Origin of the sequence: Pandoraea iniqua (assembly GCF_902459685.1) — a bacterium.
Taxonomy (GTDB): Bacteria; Pseudomonadota; Gammaproteobacteria; order Burkholderiales; family Burkholderiaceae; genus Pandoraea; species Pandoraea iniqua.
Window position 1 is genome coordinate 57,648 of sequence record NZ_CABPSF010000012.1, and the last position, 18,440, is coordinate 76,087.

The 18,440-nt window shown below is 63.6% G+C and carries 14 protein-coding genes and 2 tRNA genes; 6 read left to right on the plus strand and 10 right to left on the minus strand.

What is annotated here, in order from left to right:
- Positions 1 to 422: 422 nt before the first annotated feature.
- Positions 423 to 1,742: an oxalate/formate MFS antiporter gene (oxlT, locus tag PIN31009_RS26845; RefSeq protein WP_058375968.1), complete on the plus strand. Its 1,320-nt coding sequence runs from the start codon at positions 423 to 425 to the stop codon at positions 1,740 to 1,742.
- A 148-nt stretch (positions 1,743 to 1,890) separates the two neighbouring features.
- On the opposite strand, the gene PIN31009_RS26850 is transcribed toward oxlT, so the two are convergent.
- From PIN31009_RS26850 to fdxA, 3 genes are all read right to left on the minus strand, one after another.
- A tRNA-Asn gene (locus tag PIN31009_RS26850) sits at positions 1,891 to 1,966 on the minus strand.
- 87 nt (positions 1,967 to 2,053) lie between these two features.
- Positions 2,054 to 2,129, minus strand: a tRNA-Asn gene (locus PIN31009_RS26855).
- 93 nt (positions 2,130 to 2,222) lie between these two features.
- Positions 2,223 to 2,546: a ferredoxin FdxA gene (gene fdxA / locus PIN31009_RS26860; protein WP_058375967.1), complete on the minus strand. Its 324-nt coding sequence runs from the start codon at positions 2,544 to 2,546 to the stop codon at positions 2,223 to 2,225.
- 310 nt (positions 2,547 to 2,856) lie between these two features.
- Here fdxA and pncB point away from each other — a divergent pair, with 310 nt between their 5' ends.
- From pncB to PIN31009_RS26885, 5 genes are all read left to right on the plus strand, one after another.
- On the plus strand, positions 2,857 to 4,053 hold the full coding sequence (gene pncB, locus PIN31009_RS26865) for a nicotinate phosphoribosyltransferase (protein ID WP_150792112.1): 1,197 nt from the start codon (positions 2,857 to 2,859) through the stop codon (positions 4,051 to 4,053).
- Positions 4,054 to 4,281: 228 nt separating this feature from the next.
- Positions 4,282 to 4,944 carry a LutC/YkgG family protein gene (locus tag PIN31009_RS26870; protein ID WP_150686340.1) on the plus strand — a complete coding sequence of 221 codons (663 nt, stop codon included), beginning with the start codon at positions 4,282 to 4,284 and terminating at the stop codon, positions 4,942 to 4,944.
- 236 nt (positions 4,945 to 5,180) lie between these two features.
- Positions 5,181 to 6,605, plus strand: a complete 1,425-nt coding sequence (locus PIN31009_RS26875) for a sodium:proton antiporter (protein ID WP_150686341.1) — start codon at positions 5,181 to 5,183, stop codon at positions 6,603 to 6,605.
- Positions 6,606 to 6,693: 88 nt separating this feature from the next.
- On the plus strand, positions 6,694 to 7,683 hold the full coding sequence (locus PIN31009_RS26880) for a 2-hydroxyacid dehydrogenase (RefSeq protein ID WP_150686342.1): 990 nt from the start codon (positions 6,694 to 6,696) through the stop codon (positions 7,681 to 7,683).
- A gap of 10 nt (positions 7,684 to 7,693) precedes the next feature.
- Positions 7,694 to 9,151, plus strand: coding sequence for a DNA recombination protein RmuC (locus PIN31009_RS26885; RefSeq protein WP_150792083.1), 1,458 nt, complete (start codon positions 7,694 to 7,696; stop codon positions 9,149 to 9,151).
- A 53-nt stretch (positions 9,152 to 9,204) separates the two neighbouring features.
- Here the strand turns inward: PIN31009_RS26885 and PIN31009_RS26890 are convergent, their stop codons facing one another.
- The 7 genes from PIN31009_RS26890 to PIN31009_RS26920 all read right to left on the minus strand — a co-directional run bounded on the left by PIN31009_RS26890 (position 9,205) and on the right by PIN31009_RS26920 (position 18,162).
- On the minus strand, positions 9,205 to 9,690 hold the full coding sequence (locus PIN31009_RS26890) for a GNAT family N-acetyltransferase (protein ID WP_150792084.1): 486 nt from the start codon (positions 9,688 to 9,690) through the stop codon (positions 9,205 to 9,207).
- Between the two features lie 47 nt (positions 9,691 to 9,737).
- Complete coding sequence (locus PIN31009_RS26895; RefSeq protein ID WP_174996262.1) at positions 9,738 to 10,019, minus strand: hypothetical protein; 282 nt, start codon at positions 10,017 to 10,019, stop codon at positions 9,738 to 9,740.
- Positions 10,020 to 10,128: 109 nt separating this feature from the next.
- Complete coding sequence (moeA, locus tag PIN31009_RS26900) at positions 10,129 to 11,412, minus strand: molybdopterin molybdotransferase MoeA (protein ID WP_150792085.1); 1,284 nt, start codon at positions 11,410 to 11,412, stop codon at positions 10,129 to 10,131.
- A 66-nt stretch (positions 11,413 to 11,478) separates the two neighbouring features.
- Positions 11,479 to 12,117, minus strand: a complete 639-nt coding sequence (mobA, locus tag PIN31009_RS26905) for a molybdenum cofactor guanylyltransferase MobA (protein WP_150792086.1) — start codon at positions 12,115 to 12,117, stop codon at positions 11,479 to 11,481.
- Positions 12,118 to 12,127: 10 nt separating this feature from the next.
- On the minus strand, positions 12,128 to 12,997 hold the full coding sequence (locus tag PIN31009_RS26910; protein ID WP_150792087.1) for a hypothetical protein: 870 nt from the start codon (positions 12,995 to 12,997) through the stop codon (positions 12,128 to 12,130).
- A gap of 205 nt (positions 12,998 to 13,202) precedes the next feature.
- Positions 13,203 to 14,330: a GTP 3',8-cyclase MoaA gene (gene moaA, locus PIN31009_RS26915; protein WP_150792088.1), complete on the minus strand. Its 1,128-nt coding sequence runs from the start codon at positions 14,328 to 14,330 to the stop codon at positions 13,203 to 13,205.
- 418 nt (positions 14,331 to 14,748) lie between these two features.
- Positions 14,749 to 18,162 (minus strand): Rne/Rng family ribonuclease, encoded by a 3,414-nt coding sequence (locus PIN31009_RS26920; protein WP_150792089.1) that lies wholly within the window; start codon positions 18,160 to 18,162, stop codon positions 14,749 to 14,751.
- Between the last annotated feature and the right edge of the window lie 278 nt (positions 18,163 to 18,440).

The following is an 18,440-nucleotide window of genomic DNA, read 5'->3' on the forward strand; positions in this document are numbered from 1 at the left end:
GCGCGCCCGCCTGAGTGACGGGGGACGGCCTGTCAGGTGACGTCGGCAAACCGACAGCACCGCAGACCCGCGACCCGCACTCGAACTCTTCACCGTAGCCACCCTTCGGCAGTCGGCAACTTGCCGGCACGGGCCAAACGCCTGTGCCGCCGCGCCGAAGCGGGGGCCGGAAGTGTCCTTTGGCGCTTCCGTAAGTCAGTCAGCCGGGGCCCGAGCCCCGCGAGCGCGCCGCCAGGCGACGCTCCAGGATCAAGCGGCCAACCATGAGCCGCATGCAACGCCAGGAGGCGTGCCGTACGCGCTGTCACCCAAGTCGTGACGCGCGACGACACGCGATGACGGTGGTACCCCCTTCACTGCGCGCAGGTGCGTGCGATCGGGCGGGCCGCCGGCAATCGTCTGACAGGAACAGGAGGCAAGTCATGCAAGCAGCTGCGCAACCGGAGGAGAAAACCTCTTTTCTGGGAGGGCGCTGGTCACAACTGGTGATCGGCATCATCTGTATGGGCCTGGTGGCCAATCTGCAATATTCGTGGACGCTGTTCGTCGAGCCGATGGAGGCCAAGAATCATTGGGGCATCGCGGCGATTCAGGTCGCATTCTCGATCTTCATCGTGGTGGAAACCTGGCTCGTGCCGATCGAAGGCTGGCTCGTCGATCGCTTCGGGCCCCGTCCGGTCGTTGCGGGCGGCGCTATCTGCGTGGCGCTCTCGTGGATCATGTATTCGTACGCCACGACGCTGACCGTGCTTTACACGGCGGCAGTGATCGCTGGTATCGGCGCCGGTTGCGTGTACGGCACCTGCGTGGGTAACGCCCTCAAGTGGTTCCCGGACAAGCGCGGTCTCGCGGCGGGCCTCACGGCCGCCGGTTTCGGTGCGGGTGCGGCGCTGACGGTGATTCCGATTGCGAACATGATTCGCGAGTCGGGCTACGAAGCCGCGTTCTTCAACTTCGGCATTGTGCAAGGCGTGGCGATCTTCATCCTCGCGCTGCTGATGGTCAAGCCGCGTGCGCCGAAGGGTGTCACCGTGTCGCGCCGCAATCTGGCGACCAAGGTCGACTACACCTCGGGCCAGATGATTCGCACGCCGGTGTTCTGGGTGATCTACGTGTGCTTCGTGGCAGTGGCCGCAGGCGGCCTGATGGCCACCGCGCAGATCGGCCCGATCGCGAAGGACTACGGCATTGCTTCGATGCCGATGACGCTCTTCGGCGCGACCTTGCCGCTGCTCACGATGACGCTGTCGATCGACAACCTTTGCAACGGCTTTACGCGTCCGCTGTGTGGTTTCGTGTCGGACAAGATCGGCCGTGAAAACGCGATGTTCATCATCTTCCTCGGGGAAGGGGTGGCGATGCTGGGCCTGATGCACTTCGGTCAGAACCCGTACATGTTCGTGTTCTTCGCTGCGATGACGTTCCTGTGCTGGGGCGAGATCTTCTCGATCTTCCCGGCGCTGTGTGCGGACACGTTCGGTGGCAAGAATGCCGCGTCGAACGCCGGTACGCTGTACACCGCAAAGGGAACGGCCGCGCTGCTGGTGCCGCTCGCTTCGGTGCTCGCCGTGGGTGGTCACTGGGACCGTGTGTTCATCGCCGCAGCCGTGATCAGCATCGCGGCTGCCATTGCGGCGAAGTTCCTGCTCCAGCCGATGCGCCGTCGCTGGATCGAGAGCGTGAACAGTCCGGAAACGCTCAGTTCACACGTGCCGCCGATCGGGGCACCCGCCAGCGAGTAAGTCTGTGCTGGTGTGACTGACAAGGACGGGGTACCGGAAACGGTGCCCCGTTTTTTATTGGGCGCTGCAATGTGCAGGAGAAGGGAGGGGCAGATGCCGTCGCCGGAAACAAAAAAGCCTCGCCGATTGGCGAGGCTTTCTGCGTTTTTGGCTCCTCGACCTGGGCTCGAACCAGGGACCTACGGATTAACAGTCCGGCGCTCTACCAACTGAGCTATCGAGGATCAAACTGGGGTGTCATGCATCGCTGTTACGGTGCATCGACTAAAACAAAAGCCTCGCGTGCGCGAGGCCATCGCTTCGGTAATTCTTGGCTCCCCGACCTGGGCTCGAACCAGGGACCTACGGATTAACAGTCCGGCGCTCTACCAACTGAGCTATCGGGGATCAAAAGAGAAAGCGATTATAGTGGCGATTTTCAGACACTGTCAACACTCGGAATGCACTTTTTCTGCATCGAATGTGGCTGCCGCCGCTGAATCAGCGCTCCAGCAGCTTGAGCTTGTCGGCCACGTCTTTCCACTGGTCGGCGTCGGCCAGCGGTGCCTTGGTCTTCGTGATGCTCGGCCACAGCGGCGAGAGTTCGGCGTTCAGCGCGATGAATTCCTGTTGATCACCCGGCACATCCTCTTCGGCATAGATGGCATTTGCCGGGCACTCGGCCACACAGACCGCGCAATCGATGCACTCGTCCGGATCGATGGCCAGAAAGTTCGGGCCTTCGCGGAAGCAATCGACGGGACAAACGTCGACACAATCCGTGTATCGACACTTGATGCAGTTTTCGGTGACAACGTGGGTCATGCCAACTCCAGAACGTAGGGCGCAACGGCTTCGATCGGCCGTTAAAACGCGTATTGTAGCGCAGCCCGGGGTCGTGGGTGAGGCTGCCCGGCGACTTGTGACAGGTGTTGCAGGCGTCATATGGGCCGCGGCTTTGCGGTACCATCGAGCGTGCCCTTGCTAGGCCGGTGACGACTCATCGGCCTAGCAAGGACGGAAATTCGCTCGCGTGCGGTGCGCGATGTGGGAGATGACTCCCATGCGTCGTGCACCCATCGCCGATATGCAGCGTTCGCTGCTTCTGTGCGTGCTCCCGCCGGGGCCTGTCGTCATGATCATCACGTCGCTGCTCGATACCGATCTCTACAAATTCACGATGATGCAGGTTGTGCTGCATCACTTTCCTGCGGCGCAGGTGGAATACCGCTTCAAGTGCCGCACGGAAGGCGTCGATCTCACGCCCTACGTCGATGAGATTCGCGACGAAATCCGGCTGCTGTGCGGCCTGCGGTTCACGGAGTCGGAGCTGAGTTATCTCGGCGCCATGCGATTCATCAAGAGCGACTTCGTCGACTTCCTCGATCTCTTCCATCTCAACGAGAAGTACGTCACCGTGCAGCCCTCGTCCAAGGGCAACGGCGAGATCGATATCACCATTCAGGGGCCGTGGCTGCACACGATCCTGTTTGAAATTCCGGTGCTCGCGATCGTCAACGAGGTGTATTTCCGCAATACCCAGCGCGTGCCGGCCTATGAAGAAGGGCGTCAGCGCCTGCGCGACAAGATTCGCATGCTCGCCGAGCCGGTGGACTATCGCGATTGCAAGATCGCCGATTACGGCACGCGCCGCCGCTTCTCGAAGGAGTGGCACGAGGAAGTCATTCTCACGTTGCGCGAGGAATTGGGCGAACAGTTCGCGGGCACGAGCAACGTCTACTACGCGTCGAAACTTGGGCTGACGCCGCTGGGCACGATGGCTCACGAGTATCTTCAGGCGTGTCAGGCGTTGGGGCCGCGCTTGCGCGACTCGCAGATCTTCGGCTTCGAGACGTGGGCCAAGGAATATCGCGGCGACCTCGGCATTGCGCTCTCCGACGTGTACGGCATGTCGGCGTTTCTGCGCGATTTCGATATGTACTTCTGCAAGCTTTTCGACGGCGCACGTCACGATTCGGGCGATCCGTTCGCCTGGGGCGAGCGCCTGTTGCAGCACTACAGCGAGAACCGCGTCGATGCGCATACCAAGACGATGATCTTCTCGGACGGGCTCGACATTCCCAAGGTGCTGCAACTGTTCGAGCGCTTTCGCGATCGCTGCAAGCTGGCGTTCGGCGTCGGCACCAACCTCACCAACGACCTCGGCTACCAGCCGTTGCAGATCGTCATCAAGATGGTGCGCTGCAATGGTCAGCCGGTGGCCAAGCTGTCGGATTCGCCGGGCAAGAACATGTGCGACGACGACGCGTATCTGGCCTATCTGCGGCAGGTGTTCGAGATTGCGCCGGAGCCGGTGACCGGCCGGGGCTGAATCGGGCCGCGCGGAGCGGATCCGCATTGATTTGGCGTTGACGTGGGCCTCGTCCGAGCGCGCGCACAGACCATTCCGATAGTGCGCGAATGCCCGGTGCGTGGGCTTCTCGAGCCGCTATAATTGCGCATCGCCCGCTGGACTCGCGCCAGCGGCCACACGACACCCACGAAACAAACGACACGACGCCGGCCAAGTACCGGTGTGCCGGCCTCTCAGGACGCAGCCATGGATACCACCGACGCCCGCAATCGCATCTTCGCCCGCATTCGCAACGCTCAGCATCGCCCCGATGCGGCGCGCGAGAACGAGCAGGCGGCGGCCGAGGACTATCTGGCACGTCATCCGCAGGGGCCGCGCCCGGTGATGCCGGACGATCTCGTGGCCACCTTCATCGGCAAGGCCGAAGCGCTCTCGACCACGATTGCGCGCGTACCGGCCATGCAGGATGTGCCCGCGGCGGCTGCCCAGTATCTGCAAGCGAACGGGCTGGTGTCGCAAGCGGTCGCGTGGCCGACGCTGCGCGAACTCGATTGGACGGGGGCAGGTTGCCACGTCGAATATCGCAAACCGCTCGGTGAAGATCTCGTCGGCATTACCGGCTGCTTCTGCGCGGTGGCCGAGACGGGCGCGCTGATGATGATGTCCGGCCCGGAGACGTTCGCTTCGGCGACGTTGCTGCCCGAGACACACATCGCTGTGGTGCCGGCCTCGCGCATCGTCTCGGGGCACGAAGACGCCTTCGCGCTGATGCGCACCGAACGCGGACAACTCTCGCGCGCGACCAATTTCATCGCCGGGCCGTCGCGCACGGCCGACATCGAACAGACGCTGGTGCTGGGGGCCCATGGCCCTTACCGCGTTCACGTCATCATCGTCGACGGCGCCTGAGTGGGGGGCTGATTGAGGCGCCGAGGCTGCGTTTTCCGATCTCGTTTTTTCGTACAAGGGGTGTGAGACAGGTGTCGAATTGCGCACGAAGGCCGCTTCAGGCTTGTCGCATTGCGCCGTTCGGGCACTCGTTTCGGATCCAAATAGGAAATATCCCAAGCTTTTGCCGCTTCGGGCACTCCTTCGAGAGGGGCGACTCGCAATAGATCGTCCATCAACCAACAGGAACCAGAACAATGCAGAAGGGCATTTGGGGAGCAGTGGCCGCCGTGGGACTGACGTTGATCAGTCCTGCCGCGCTTGCCGCAGGAGGCGGCCCGGACGGCGCACAACTCGTCGCGTGGTGGGGCTTGCCGTTCGCAGGTTTGCTGCTGTCGATCGCCCTCGGCCCGTTGGTCGCGCCGGCGTTCTGGCATCACCACTTCGGTAAGATCGCGGCCTTCTGGGGCGCCGCATTTCTGCTGCCGTTTGCGCTCGTGTACGGCGCAGGCGCGGCGTGGCACGGTGCGGTACACGCGCTGATCGCCGAATACATTCCTTTTGTCGTCCTGCTGACGGCACTCTTCACGACCGCCGGTGGCATCTGCCTGCATGGCAATCTGCGCGGCGGGCCGTGGCTCAACACGGGCCTGCTGGGGCTGGGCACGGTGTTCGCCAGCATCATGGGCACGACGGGTGCAGCCATGCTGCTCATTCGCCCGCTGATTCGCGCGAACGACAACCGCAAGCACAACGTTCACGTGGTCGTGTTCTTCATCTTTCTGGTGGCGAACGCGGGCGGCTCACTGACGCCGCTCGGCGATCCGCCGTTGTTCCTCGGCTTCCTGCAAGGTGTCGAGTTTTTCTGGACGACGCGCCACCTCTGGCCTGAAACGCTGATGGCTTGCAGCATCTTGCTGGTGCTGTTCTTCCTGATCGATTCGTACTACTTCCGCCAGAAGGTGGAAGAAAAAATCGAAGCACTCGATCCGACGCCGCACGTCGCACCGCTCCGTCTTGAAGGCAAACGCAACTTCGTGTTGCTCGCGGCCGCCGTGGGGCTGGTACTGATGAGCGGCATCTGGAAGCCGGGCGTCGTATTCGACGTGTTCGGTACGCCGCTGACGCTCGAGAATCTGGCGCGCGATGTGGGCCTCGTCGTCGTGACGTTGATTTCGCTGGCGATCACGCCGCGCACGGCGCGCGTCGGCAACGACTTCAACTGGGAACCGATGAAAGAGGTCGGCAAGCTCTTTGCGGGCATCTTCCTCACGATCATTCCGGTAGTGGCGATTCTGCGTGCCGGTGAAGCCGGGGCGCTCGGCTGGGTGATCCGGCTGGTGACCGGCCCGGACGGCGCACCGGACAACGTCATGTACTTCTGGGCAACGGGCATTCTGTCGTCGTTCCTCGACAATGCACCGACGTACCTCGTGTTCTTCAATACGGCCGGTGGCGACGCCGCAACGCTCATGACGTCGGGGGCGGCCACGCTGGCGGCCATTTCGGCGGGTGCCGTGTTTATGGGCGCGAATACGTACATCGGCAATGCACCCAACTTCATGGTCAAGGCCATTGCGGAGCAACGCGGCATTCGCATGCCGAGCTTCTTTGGCTATATGCTGTGGTCGGGCGCGATTTTGCTGCCGCTGTTTGTGCTGATGACCTTGATTTTCTTCTGAGCCGCCACGCTTTAACGCTATGACGCGATGACGACATTGCGTCGTAGTGTTGTTGTGCGATGTGCGGCCAACTCCTGCGAGACGATAGGTGAAACCGAAGATTCTTGTGGCCCGCGCCATTTTCCCGGACGTGATCGAACGGTTGGCGCAGTACTTTGAAGTCGAGCGCAACGACGCCGACACCGTGTATTCGAGTGACGAATTGCGCGCGCGGCTGGCCGACAAGGCGGGCGCGATCACGACTGCGAGCGAGCGCATCGATGCGTCGGTGCTCGCGGGAGCGCCGCATCTGCGTGTTGTCGCCAATATGGCGGTGGGTTACAACAACTTCGACATCGAGGCGATGACTGCCGCCGGTGTGATGGCGACCAATACGCCCGACGTGCTCAACGAGACGACGGCGGACTTCGGTTGGGCACTGTTGATGGCCACCGCACGCCGTGTCACGGAGTCGGAGCGCTGGCTGCGCGAGGGGCACTGGAACAAGTGGGCCTACGACATGTTTCTAGGCGCGGACGTGCACGGCAGCACGCTCGGCATCATCGGCATGGGACGCATCGGACAAGCGATCGCGCGCCGCGCCATGGGCTTCAACATGCGCGTGGTGTATCACAACCGCTCGCGGCTCGATGCCGCCACCGAGGCCGCGTGTAAGGCGTCCTACGTCGACAAGGACACGTTGCTGGCGACGGCGGATCACGTCATTCTCGTGCTGCCCTATTCGGCGGCGACGCATCACACGATTGGCGCGGCCGAACTCGCCGCCATGAAACCTACTGCCACGCTGGTGAATCTGGCGCGGGGCGGCATCGTTGACGATGCGGCACTGGCGCAGGCACTGGCCAACAAGCAAATTGCGGCGGCGGGGCTCGACGTGTTCGAGGGCGAGCCGAGCGTGCATCCCGACCTGCTCAACGTACCGAATGTCGTGCTGACGCCGCACATCGCGAGCGCCTCGGCCGCAACCCGCCGGGGCATGGCGAGCCTGGCAGCAGATAACCTGATTGCCGCGTTGGGGTTTGGATCGGCGCCGGGCAAACCGCCCTGCCTGCTGAACCCCGCCGTGCGTAAGGCCTAAGGAGGCAAGTGTGGAGATGGTGCTGGTAGCGCTGGCGGCGCTGAATTTGCTGGTGATGATCGCGATTGCCGTGAAGGTGTGGCAACGCAATGGCGACGCCGATCTGCGCGCGACGCTCGTCGATTCGCTCACGAACGTGCGCGACGATATTCTGCGGGCGGCCGAGCGTAGTGAGCGCGGCCTGCGTCAGGAATTTGCGGAGACTGCGCGTGCCGGGCGAGGCGAGCAGAGTGCCCAGATGGCGCAGTTTCAGCAGACGCTTGCCGCGCAGATGACGAGCGTGGCGACGGTGCAGAACAATCAGATCGACGGCTTTGCGCAGCAGTTGGCGAAGCTGACCGAATCCAACGCGGCCCAACTCGATGCGGTGCGCCAGAGCCTTGTGCTCAACGGTCAGCAGATGCGCGAAGAACAGACATCGGCGCTGCGTCGCTTTGGCGAGGCACAGCATCAGCAACTGACCCAACTGGCCGAGGGTAACGAGCGGCGTCTTGGCGAAGTGCGGGCGACGCTCGAACAAAAGCTCAAGGACATCGAGGTCAACAATTCGACGAAGCTCGAAGAGATGCGCCGTACGGTGGACGAGAAGCTGCATGCGACGCTGGAGCAACGGCTTGGCGAGTCGTTCAAGCTGGTGTCGGACCGGCTGGAGCAAGTGCATCGCGGACTCGGCGAGATGCAGACGCTCGCGGCCGGTGTGGGCGATCTCAAGCGTGTGCTGACGAACGTGAAGACGCGCGGTATCTGGGGCGAAGTACAGTTGCAGGCGTTGCTCGAACAGTTGCTGACGGCCGATCAGTTTGCCAAGAACGTGGCGACGAAACCGGGCAGCAGCGAGCGGGTGGAATTCGCCATCGCACTGCCGGGCCAGAACGGCGACAGCGGCACGCCGGTGTATCTGCCGATCGACGCCAAGTTTCCGCGCGAGGATTACGAGCGTCTGCTCGATGCGCAGGAACGGGCAGATCCGGTGGCGGTGGAAGAGGCGTCCAAGGCGCTGGAGACGCGTATTCGTCTGGAAGCCAAGACCATTGCCGAGAAGTATCTGGCACCGCCTCACACGACGGACTTCGCGTTGCTGTTCTTACCGACCGAAGGGCTCTACGCAGAAGTGCTGCGCCGCCCGGGATTGTCGGATCTGCTCCAGCGCGAGTATCGCGTGACGGTCGCCGGGCCGACCACGCTGACGGCGTTGCTCAATAGCTTGCAGATGGGCTTCCGCACGCTGGCCATCGAGCGTCGCTCAAGCGAAGTCTGGCAGGTGTTGGGCGCGGTGAAGACCGAGTTCACCAAGTTTGGCGATGTGCTGGCCCGGACCAAGTCGCAACTGGAAACGGTCACGCGCTCGATCGATCAGGCGGAAGTGCGGACGCGTCAGATGGCGCGCAAGCTCAAAACTGTCGAAGCACTGCCGGGTGAGGAGGCGACGCAGTTGCTGGGCGTAGAGATCGGCGCCGACGAGGAGTGAGTTTGTCGGGGCTTACCCGCGAATAAGCGTGTAAGCCCCGGACCGGAGGCGCGTCAGGCGTCGCCTTCGGCAAACTGCGCAAGCGAGTCGCCAGCCATACGAACGACACGCCACTCCGGCAGTACCGTTGCGCCCTGCGCGGTATAGAAATCAATCGCCGGCTGATTCCAGTCGAGCACCGTCCACTCGAAGCGCCCACAGCCGCGCTGCACAGCGATGCTGGCCAGACGTCGAAGCAAGGCTTGTCCGACACCTTTGCCGCGCATCGTCGGCTGCACGTAGACATCTTCCAGATACAGACCACGGCGTCCGAGAAACGTCGAGAAGTTGTGGAAGAACAGCGCATAGCCGACCGGCTTGCCATCCCACTCCGCCATCAGACATTCCGCCGCCGGCGTTGCGCCGAACAGGGCGTCATGCACGCTCGCCGGCGTCGCCTCGAAAATATCGAGCAGCTTCTCGAAGACAGCCAGTTCCCGCATCAAGCCGTGAATGGCATCGACGTCGTTCGGGGCGGCCGCACGCAAGTTCAAGGACATAGTGGGAATCTCGTCAGTCGGAATGTTCAGGAGGTGTGCGAAGGACGTCACTCGTCCTCGTCGTCGGGCACGTCGCCGAGCGCGATCTCGATGCCACCGAAACGCTCGGCCACCCAGTTGTAGGCGTGGCAGGCGATCCAGAGCAGCACGAAGCCGAGGATGGCGTTCAGAATCAGCGCGGAGATGAACGCGAGGCCCGGCAGATCGCCGTAGCGGAGGAACGCCGCCAAAAAGGCGAGCAGCACCAGCGGAATACTGAAGGTGAGGTAGACCAGTACCAGCGCTTTGGCCGTCTGACCGGGACTGATGTAAGTGATCTGTTTGCGGATAGTCATTGCGCGTGTGTGTTTGCAGGTTTGTTGTGTAAAGCAGGCTGTCGAAGTGCAGCCTGCGGGTATTTCGGTGTGTTGTCTTTTGAAAATCGCGCCGGCGTCGACCCTAGACCAGCCCGTCGAACACGATGACGTCGACCAGTTCGCCCGCTGCGACGTTGCCGCGAGCGGTGTCCAACGTCACGAAGCAGTTGGCTTCGCTCATCGTGCGCAGGATGCCGGCGCTTTGCGCGTCGGCCACCGTGACCTGCCAGCGGCCTTGCGCATCGGCGGCCAGAATGCCGCGCAGGAATTCGGTACGACCGGGCCGCTTGGCGATCGCGGTTGTCGTCGGCACGGGCAGGCGCGGCGTAGCCTGCGGCTCGGCGCCCATCAGTACGAAAAGGCCGTCGCGCACCAGATGGTAGAACGATGCCATCACGGCGGCGGGGTTGCCCGGCAGGCCGAAGAGCAGGGCACGATGCCCGTCGCTTTCCAGTTCGCCAAACGCAAACGGGCGGCCCGGGCGCATGGCCATCTTCCAGAAAACGACATTGCCCAAACGCGTCATCATTTCACGCGTGTAGTCGGCCTCGCCGACGGACACGCCACCCGAGGTAATCACCGCATCGGCCTCGCGGCACGCCGTGCGCAGGGTGTCTTCGATGGCTTGCGGATCGTCTCGCACCACGCCGAGATCGAGAATTTCGACGCCAAGACGCTGGAGCATGCCGTACAGCGTGTAGCGATTGCTGTCGTAGAGATTGCCCGGTACGAGCGGTTCGCCGACCGAGCGCAGTTCGTCGCCCGTCGAGAAGAACGCGACGCGAATGCGTCGGCGCACCGGCACTTCGGCGATGCCGAGCGAGGCGAGCAAGCCGAGCGCGGCTGGGCGCAGGCGCTTGCCTGCGAGCAATGCCGGCTGGCCGGTGGCGAGATCTTCGCCGATATGGCGCACATGGCGGCCCGGCGTCACGGCATCGGCCGCGAAGGTCACGATTTCGGTGTCGCCTTCGCGTTGCACCTGTTCCTGAGGGATGACGGTGTCGCAACCGGCGGGCAGCAGCGCACCCGTCATGATGCGCACGCATTCGCCCGAGCCGGCGACACCGTCGAACGGGCGTCCGGCAAACGAGCGTCCCGCGACGCGCAAGCGCACCTTACCGCCCGCGGCCAGCGCGGTGCCGGCGAAGGCGTAGCCATCCATGGCGGCATTTTCGAAAGCGGGAACGTCGAGCGGCGAGATGACATCGCGGCCGAGCACGCGACCCAGTGCGCTGCGTACGGCAATTTGTTCGATAGCGGCGACGGGCTGTGCGGTGCGCGCAATGATCGTGCGCGCCAACTCGACTGTCATGTCGTCAGGGTCGTACGCCGGCAAGCCGGCCAGGGCTTCGTCTAGTGTTGTCATCGGTGTGGCGTCGTCATCGGACATCGGGCGATGGCGGCGGGTCGGGGCCGCATCTGTGCCCGTGAGTCAGTGCCCGGAATCCCGGGGGGCGCGCGGCGTATCGGTATGGAGCTCGTCAAGCGTGTTCACATTGTAAAACGGACGCTCGTCGCCGAAGTGAACTTGTACGGCCTTGTGGCGTGCCAGCCACGCTCTCACGCGGTGCTCGCCGGCGGCCAGGGTCGCGGCCAGATCGTCGGTCAGCGAGCGATGCAATAACGCGAAAACCGGATGTGGGCCTTCCGAGGTGACGGCGTAGGCCGCAAGGGGGATCGGTGAAGAGGCTAGGGCGTCGGGAGCAACGAGCGCTGTGGCAAGGCGTGCCGCCAGATCCTCGGGCAACAACGGCGAATCGCAAGGTGCCGTCAGAACGTACTCGGTGTTGGCGGCGCGCAGCCCGGCGAGCATGCCGGCCAGCGGCCCTGCGAAATCCTGCGTCTCGTCGGAGATGACGTCGGCCCCCAGCGCCGCATACGCCGCGTGATTCCGATTGGCGCTGATCAGCAGCGTGCTCACTTGCGGTTGTAACCGCGCGAGCACATGCGCGGCCAGCGGCCGTCCTTCGAAAAGTTGCAGCCCTTTGTCCCGTCCTCCCATGCGCTGCCCACGCCCGCCCGCGAGGATCAGGCCGGTAATGGCGTCGCGGGCAATGGGCGGGTTGGGCATGAGATTTCCGTTATGAGCGGTTGAGCGCGATGACGCGTCCGGTGGCGTCGAACCAGACGGCGCCGTCGCCGAGCATCACGCCTTGGTCGCGCGCAAACATCAGACGCGGTACGGCGGCGCCGATGGCGCGCACATAGCTGTCGGTGAAGATTTCGTTGTAACGCGCCAGCAGTGACTTCGGATTGCGCAGAATCAGCGTCTTGCCGCGCAGCGACACACGCACGGGATAGCGAATCGACTGCGCCACGACATCGCGGCGATCGTCGAGCACGCCCTTGCGGAACATGCCCGCCGCGCGATTGATCGTTTCGTCGTCGTTGGCACCGGCGGCGCCGTACAGGTGATCGATCTTGCCGGTCTGGATATTCGACATCGCCAGCTCGAACGGCACCGTACGGCCGTTGCGCAGATCTTTCCATTGGCCGGAGATCACTTCGCAGCTGCCCGAGGCGCCGCCGCGCTGGCGGTTGATGTCGTCGTGCGAGGCGAATTCGCCCTCGAACGTGGCGCGCGGCATGCCGCCCGCGTCGAATTCCGTCAGGTGCAGGCGCGACTTGTTCTCGAGCTTGCCGGTGAGTACGGTGTCGCTCTGCGACGAGGCGTTCGCATAACGGCCTTCGAGCTTGCCGCCCGACGACGTACGCAGCACGAGCCGCAGCGGGTTGCGCTCGCCGAGTTGACCGCTATAGGTGATGAGGTGGTTCGCGATCTCACGCTCCGACGGGTCGCAGTCGGCATGGGCCAGCGACGGCATCCATGCCGCGCAAAGCATCGCCAGCGTGGCGAGCCCGATGGCCACCGCGCGCAGACGAAGGCGGCGTGGGCGCGTCGTTGGGTGTGCCGTCGTACGGCGCGACGTTGCGCCCACACGTTCAGGCAAAGCGAAAGAGTCTCGGGCGCAACTAGCGTCCGGGGCAGCAGCAATCATGAGTTGAGTTCAGGAATTCGGATTCGGGCAGCGTGGCGTGGTGTCTAGGGGTGTCCAGGGGTATCTCGTGGCTATCGTGGCGTATCGACGTGTCCCGTGATGTCGGGAGCCTTCGATGCCATCTGAGCGTTAGGGGCACCCCACCCGCTGCCGGTGATCATCCGCCGATATAGGACATTTCCACTTTCGGCGGCGCATCTTCGGGCAAGCCCGTCGCGGCCGTGCGCAAGGCCGAGTAGCGGTCGGTGCGACCGTGCCAGATATCGCCGATAGCGGTCGAAATCTGCGCGTCGCTCGCGCCGTTGCGCAACAGCGTGCGCAGGTCGTAACCCGAACTTGCGAACAGGCACAGGTACAACTTGCCTTCCGTAGACAGCCGCGCACGCGAACAAGTGCCGCAAAACGCGCGCGTGACCGACGAAATGACGCCGACTTCACCGCCACCGTCGCGGTATTGCCAACGTTGGGCCGTTTCGCCGGGATAGTTCGCTTCGAGGGGTTCGACCGGTAAGGCGTCGTTCAGGCGGGCAATGACCTCGGCCGACGGCAGCACTTCATCCATGCGCCAGCCGTTCGACGTGCCCACGTCCATGTATTCGATAAAGCGCAATACGACGCCGCTGCCGTGGAAATGGCGCGCCATGGGGACGATATCGCCGTCGTTGGTGCCGCGTTTGACGACCATGTTGACCTTCACCGGTCCCAACCCGACGTGCTGGGCTTCGGCAATGCCTTCGAGCACGTTCGCGACCGGGAAGTCGACGTCGTTCATCTGGCGGAAGATCGTGTCGTCCAGACTGTCCAGACTGACCGTCACGCGCGTGAGACCAGCGTCCTTGAGCGACTGGGCCCGGCGCTTGAGCAACGAGCCGTTGGTCGTGAGCGTGATGTCGAGCGGTTTGCCCGAGGGCGTGCGCAGGCGGGCGAGCATCTCGATGAGACGCTCCAGATGCTTGCGCAGCAGCGGCTCACCGCCCGTCAGGCGCAGCTTCTCGACACCATGTTCGACGAACAGGCGTGCAGCGCGCTCGATTTCTTCGAAGGAAAGCAGGGAGGATTGCGGCAGGAAGGTGTAGTCCTTGTCGAACACGTCCTTCGGCATGCAATACACACAGCGGAAGTTGCACCGATCGGTCACCGAAATCCGCAGATCGTGCAGCGGCCTGGCCAGCGCATCCTGAAGATGGCCGGTGGCTGCGCGCACTTGCGCGGGGATCTGCGGCGTATGCGTCGCATATCGCGCGTCGGTGCGCAGATCGGTGAGTCGGATAATCGTTTCGGTCATGGTGGGGCCTTGGCTTGCGTCTCCATTCTAGCGAATTGGCATGTTCGCCGCCGAAACCGGGATTTTTGGACGGAATTACCGTCGCGCCGGGAGTCGGGCAGCAACCAGTTCGATGCGGGACATCAAGCCAGTGTCAGGCATCACGATACGGGCAGTGCGTCGCACGCACAAGTCGGGACAACACGAGGGCGTCCCGATATTCGCATGAGTCGCTGCCACGTTATGTCTTTGCGCTTGTGGGCGCTCTTGGGTGCTCTTGGGCGCTTGTGTGCACGCTTGTGCGTCTCTTATGGGCGCATCCAATGAAAAAGGGGGCCGAAGCCCCCTTTTTGGCGTCACGGCAGTTGCCTGACGTTGACCGGTGCTGCCTCAGTTGCCTGAGGCTGCATCGACTTTGTCAGGGCAACATGTCGCCCTCTCAGGCAATGTGATCCGATGACGTCTGCGTTTCCACTTGCTCCATCGGGCCGGTGTTGACCGGTGCAGGTGCACGGCGCTGACGCTGCACGCGCGGTGCCGGAGCGGCTTGCGCTGCCGCTTCCTTGGCTGCGCGATGCTTGTCGGCATCGGTGTGGACCCAGACCAGACCCACGCTCTGGAGCGTGCTTTCCAACGCGCCTTGCTCGACGACCGGCGTCACGCTGACCGACACGGGCTTCTGCGTCACGACTTCCGTGACCGCAGCGGCCGCTTCCGGTTGTGCCGGGACGGCCGGTGCCACGTAGGCAGGCGCTTGCGTGGCGACTTCCACCGGCTTGGCGGTTTCGACCGGTGCCGCTTGCACCGGCGCCGGTTCCACCGGAGCGCTGGCGCTGGCAGCCGTTGCGGCGATTTCGGTCAGGGCTTCAGCCGGTACCGTCGGCTGTGCCGGGGCCGGCGTTGCTGCCGGCAGCGGCGTGCTCACCGGCGGAACGATCGGCGCGGCAACTTCCACGGCGGGCAGCGGCGCAACGTTCACCGGTGCGACCGGTTCCGTGACGACCTGCACCGGCACTTCCGGCGTTGCCACCGGGGCGGCTTCAGTCACCGTTGCGACGGCAACTGCCGGCGCTGCGGGAGCGACTTGAGCTGCAACCGGGGCCGCTTGGGTTTGCACCTGCTCCAGCGTCGGCGTTGCGACGGCGGGCGTGGTTTCAACCGGTTGGAACGTTTGGGTCGGTGCTTGAGCCGTTGCATGAGCAGGTTCAGCGTGAACCTGAGCAGTCGCAACGGTAGCCGCGGTGGCAGCAGCGGCCACGACGGCCGGTGCGACAGCTTGCGGCGCTACGTGCTCAGCGCGCGCTTCCGTCACGGCCGGTGCCGCAGCGTATTCCGATGCTGCACTTTCCGTGCTTTCCACGCCTTCGCCTTGCTCGCCTTCGGCATGCAGTTGCTGCTCACCGGCTTCGCGCTCGCGACGGCCACCACGACGGCCACGACGGCGGCTGCGGCGACGCTCTTCGTTCGCCTGTTCACTTTCGTCACCAGCCACGCCTTGGGCGCCTTCGGCTTGCGCGCCTTGGGCGGCCAGACGGTCGTGCTGATCGTACTCGGCGTCTTCACCAGCGCTCAACGGGGCAGCCACTTGCGCCGCGCGTTGCGGAGCAGCAGCTTGTTGACCCTCGGCGCCTTCGGTCTGACGGCGGTTGCGATCGCGGCGATTGCCACGCTCGCGGCCTTCGCGCGGTTCGCGACCGTCTTCGGCGCGCACTTCCTGCGCCGGTTGACGTTGTGCGTCGTCGCGCTCGCGCTTGTCGCGGCCTTCCTGACGGTCGGTGCGTTCGTTACGATCGCCACGCTCATTGCGGTCATTACGTTCGGTGCGCTCATTGCGCTCCGTACGGTCGCCGCGTTCGTTGCGATCATTGCGCTCGTTACGGTCATTACGATCGGCACGTTGCTCGTTACGATCCGTGCGCTCGGCACGTTCCGGACGCGCAGCGCGGCCTTCGCGTGCCGGCTGGCCCGCGTTGTCCTTACCCGTCTTGTTCTCGTCGCGGGCGTTGCCACGGCGATTACGGTTTTGCTGATGCGGACGATCATGACGCTCGCGCGGCGGACGTGCTGCCGGCTTGGCCGGGGCTTCGTCCTTGACCGGTGCCGGCGCGGCAGGCTCGAGGCCCAGCAGACGCTTCACGAAACCGATGAAACCACCGCTACGCACCGGGGCTGCCGGGGCAGGGGCTGCGGCGACCGGTTCCGGACGCGGTTGCGCTGCCGGGGCCGGCTGCTCGGGCGTGATGCCCTTGACGGCGGCTTCCTGACGCGGACGCACGTCTTCCTTCTTCTTGCTGTAACCGGCCGGATCGTCTTCCGATGCGCGGGCGGCTTCCTCGGCGAGCGCGTAGCTGGCCTTGGGCGCGTCCAGACGCGGGTCGTCGAAGCGCAGGCGCTCCAGCTTGTAATGCGGCGTCTCGAGGTGCTTGTTCGGGATCAGCAGCACGCCAACCTTGAAGCGCGCTTCGATCTTGTTGATTTCCTGACGCTTTTCATTGAGCAGGAAAGCGGCGACTTCGACAGGCACCTGGCAGTGAATCGCTGCCGTGTGCTCCTTCATCGCTTCTTCCTGAATGATGCGCAGGACTTGCAGTGCCGACGATTCGGCATCGCGGATGTGGCCGGTGCCATTGCAACGCGGGCAGGTCACGTGCGTGCCTTCTGAGAGCGACGGGCGCAGGCGCTGACGCGAGAGTTCCATCAGGCCGAAACGCGAGATCTTGCCCATCTGGACGCGCGCACGGTCGTGCTTGAGCGCATCCTTCACACGTTGTTCGACTTCACGCTGGCTCTTGGCCGACTCCATGTCGATGAAGTCGATCACGATCAGGCCGCCGAGGTCACGCAGACGCAACTGGCGCGCGACTTCGTCGGCAGCTTCCAGATTGGTGCGCAGGGCGGTCTCTTCGATGTCCGCACCCTTGGTGGCGCGTGCCGAGTTCACGTCGATCGACACCAGTGCTTCGGTGTGGTCGATCACGATGGCGCCGCCCGAGGGCAGCGGCACCTGACGCGAGTAAGCCGTTTCGATCTGGTGTTCGATCTGGAAACGCGAGAACAGGGGCACGTCGTCGCGGTACTGCTTCACGCGATTGAGATGGTCGGGCATGACCACCTGCATGAAGTTGCGGGCCTGTTCGGAAATTTCTTCCGTATCGATGAGAATTTCACCGATATCCGGTTGGAAATAGTCACGGATGGCGCGGATGACCAAGCTCGATTCGAGATAGATCAGCGCCGAGTCGCGCGGCAGTTCGATGTTGTTGGCGGCGCCTTCGACGGCGTGCCACAGTTGCAGCAGGTAGTTCAGGTCCCACTGGAGCTCTTCGGCCGAGCGGCCGATACCGGCCGTGCGGGCGATGATGCTCATGCCTTCGGGCAGTTCGAGCTGCCCCATCGTTTCGCGCAGTTCCTGACGATCTTCACCCTCGATGCGGCGCGACACGCCACCACCACGGGGGTTGTTCGGCATCAGCACGAGGTAACGGCCGGCCAGCGAGATGAACGTGGTCAGGGCTGCGCCCTTGTTACCGCGCTCTTCCTTTTCCACCTGAACGATGAGTTCCTGACCTTCGGACAGGGCATCCTGAATGCGCGCATTGCGCACATCGGCGCCGTCGCGGAAGTACGCGCGGGCGACTTCCTTGAACGGCAGGAAGCCGTGGCGGCCTTCGCCGTAGTTGACGAAGCAGGCTTCGAGGGAGGGTTCGATACGGGTGATGACACCCTTGTAGATGTTGCCTTTACGCTGTTCGCGTCCGGCCGTCTCGATATCGATGTCGATGAGTTTTTGCCCATCGACAATGGCCACGCGCAGTTCTTCCTGCTGCGTGGCGTTGAACAACATGCGTTTCATGAAAACGACTCCCACCCGCCGCTAATGCGAATGCGCAGAGCGTCGGGCACGTATCACTCGAGTTATCCAACACGCGAGGTTCGAGCCGGAGGTGGAAGAATTGCCGGGGAGGTCCGGGCGATGAGGCCCACGGACGCAAAGGCGCCTGCGAATACGCTAACGCGCTCGCCCGGAACCGCCGAAGTGCCATATAACGCCGGCACAGCGCGGATTACTTCGGGTTTGCAGTCCGTAACACGAGAAACTTCATCAGCATTTTCTCGGGGCGCCTGCCGACA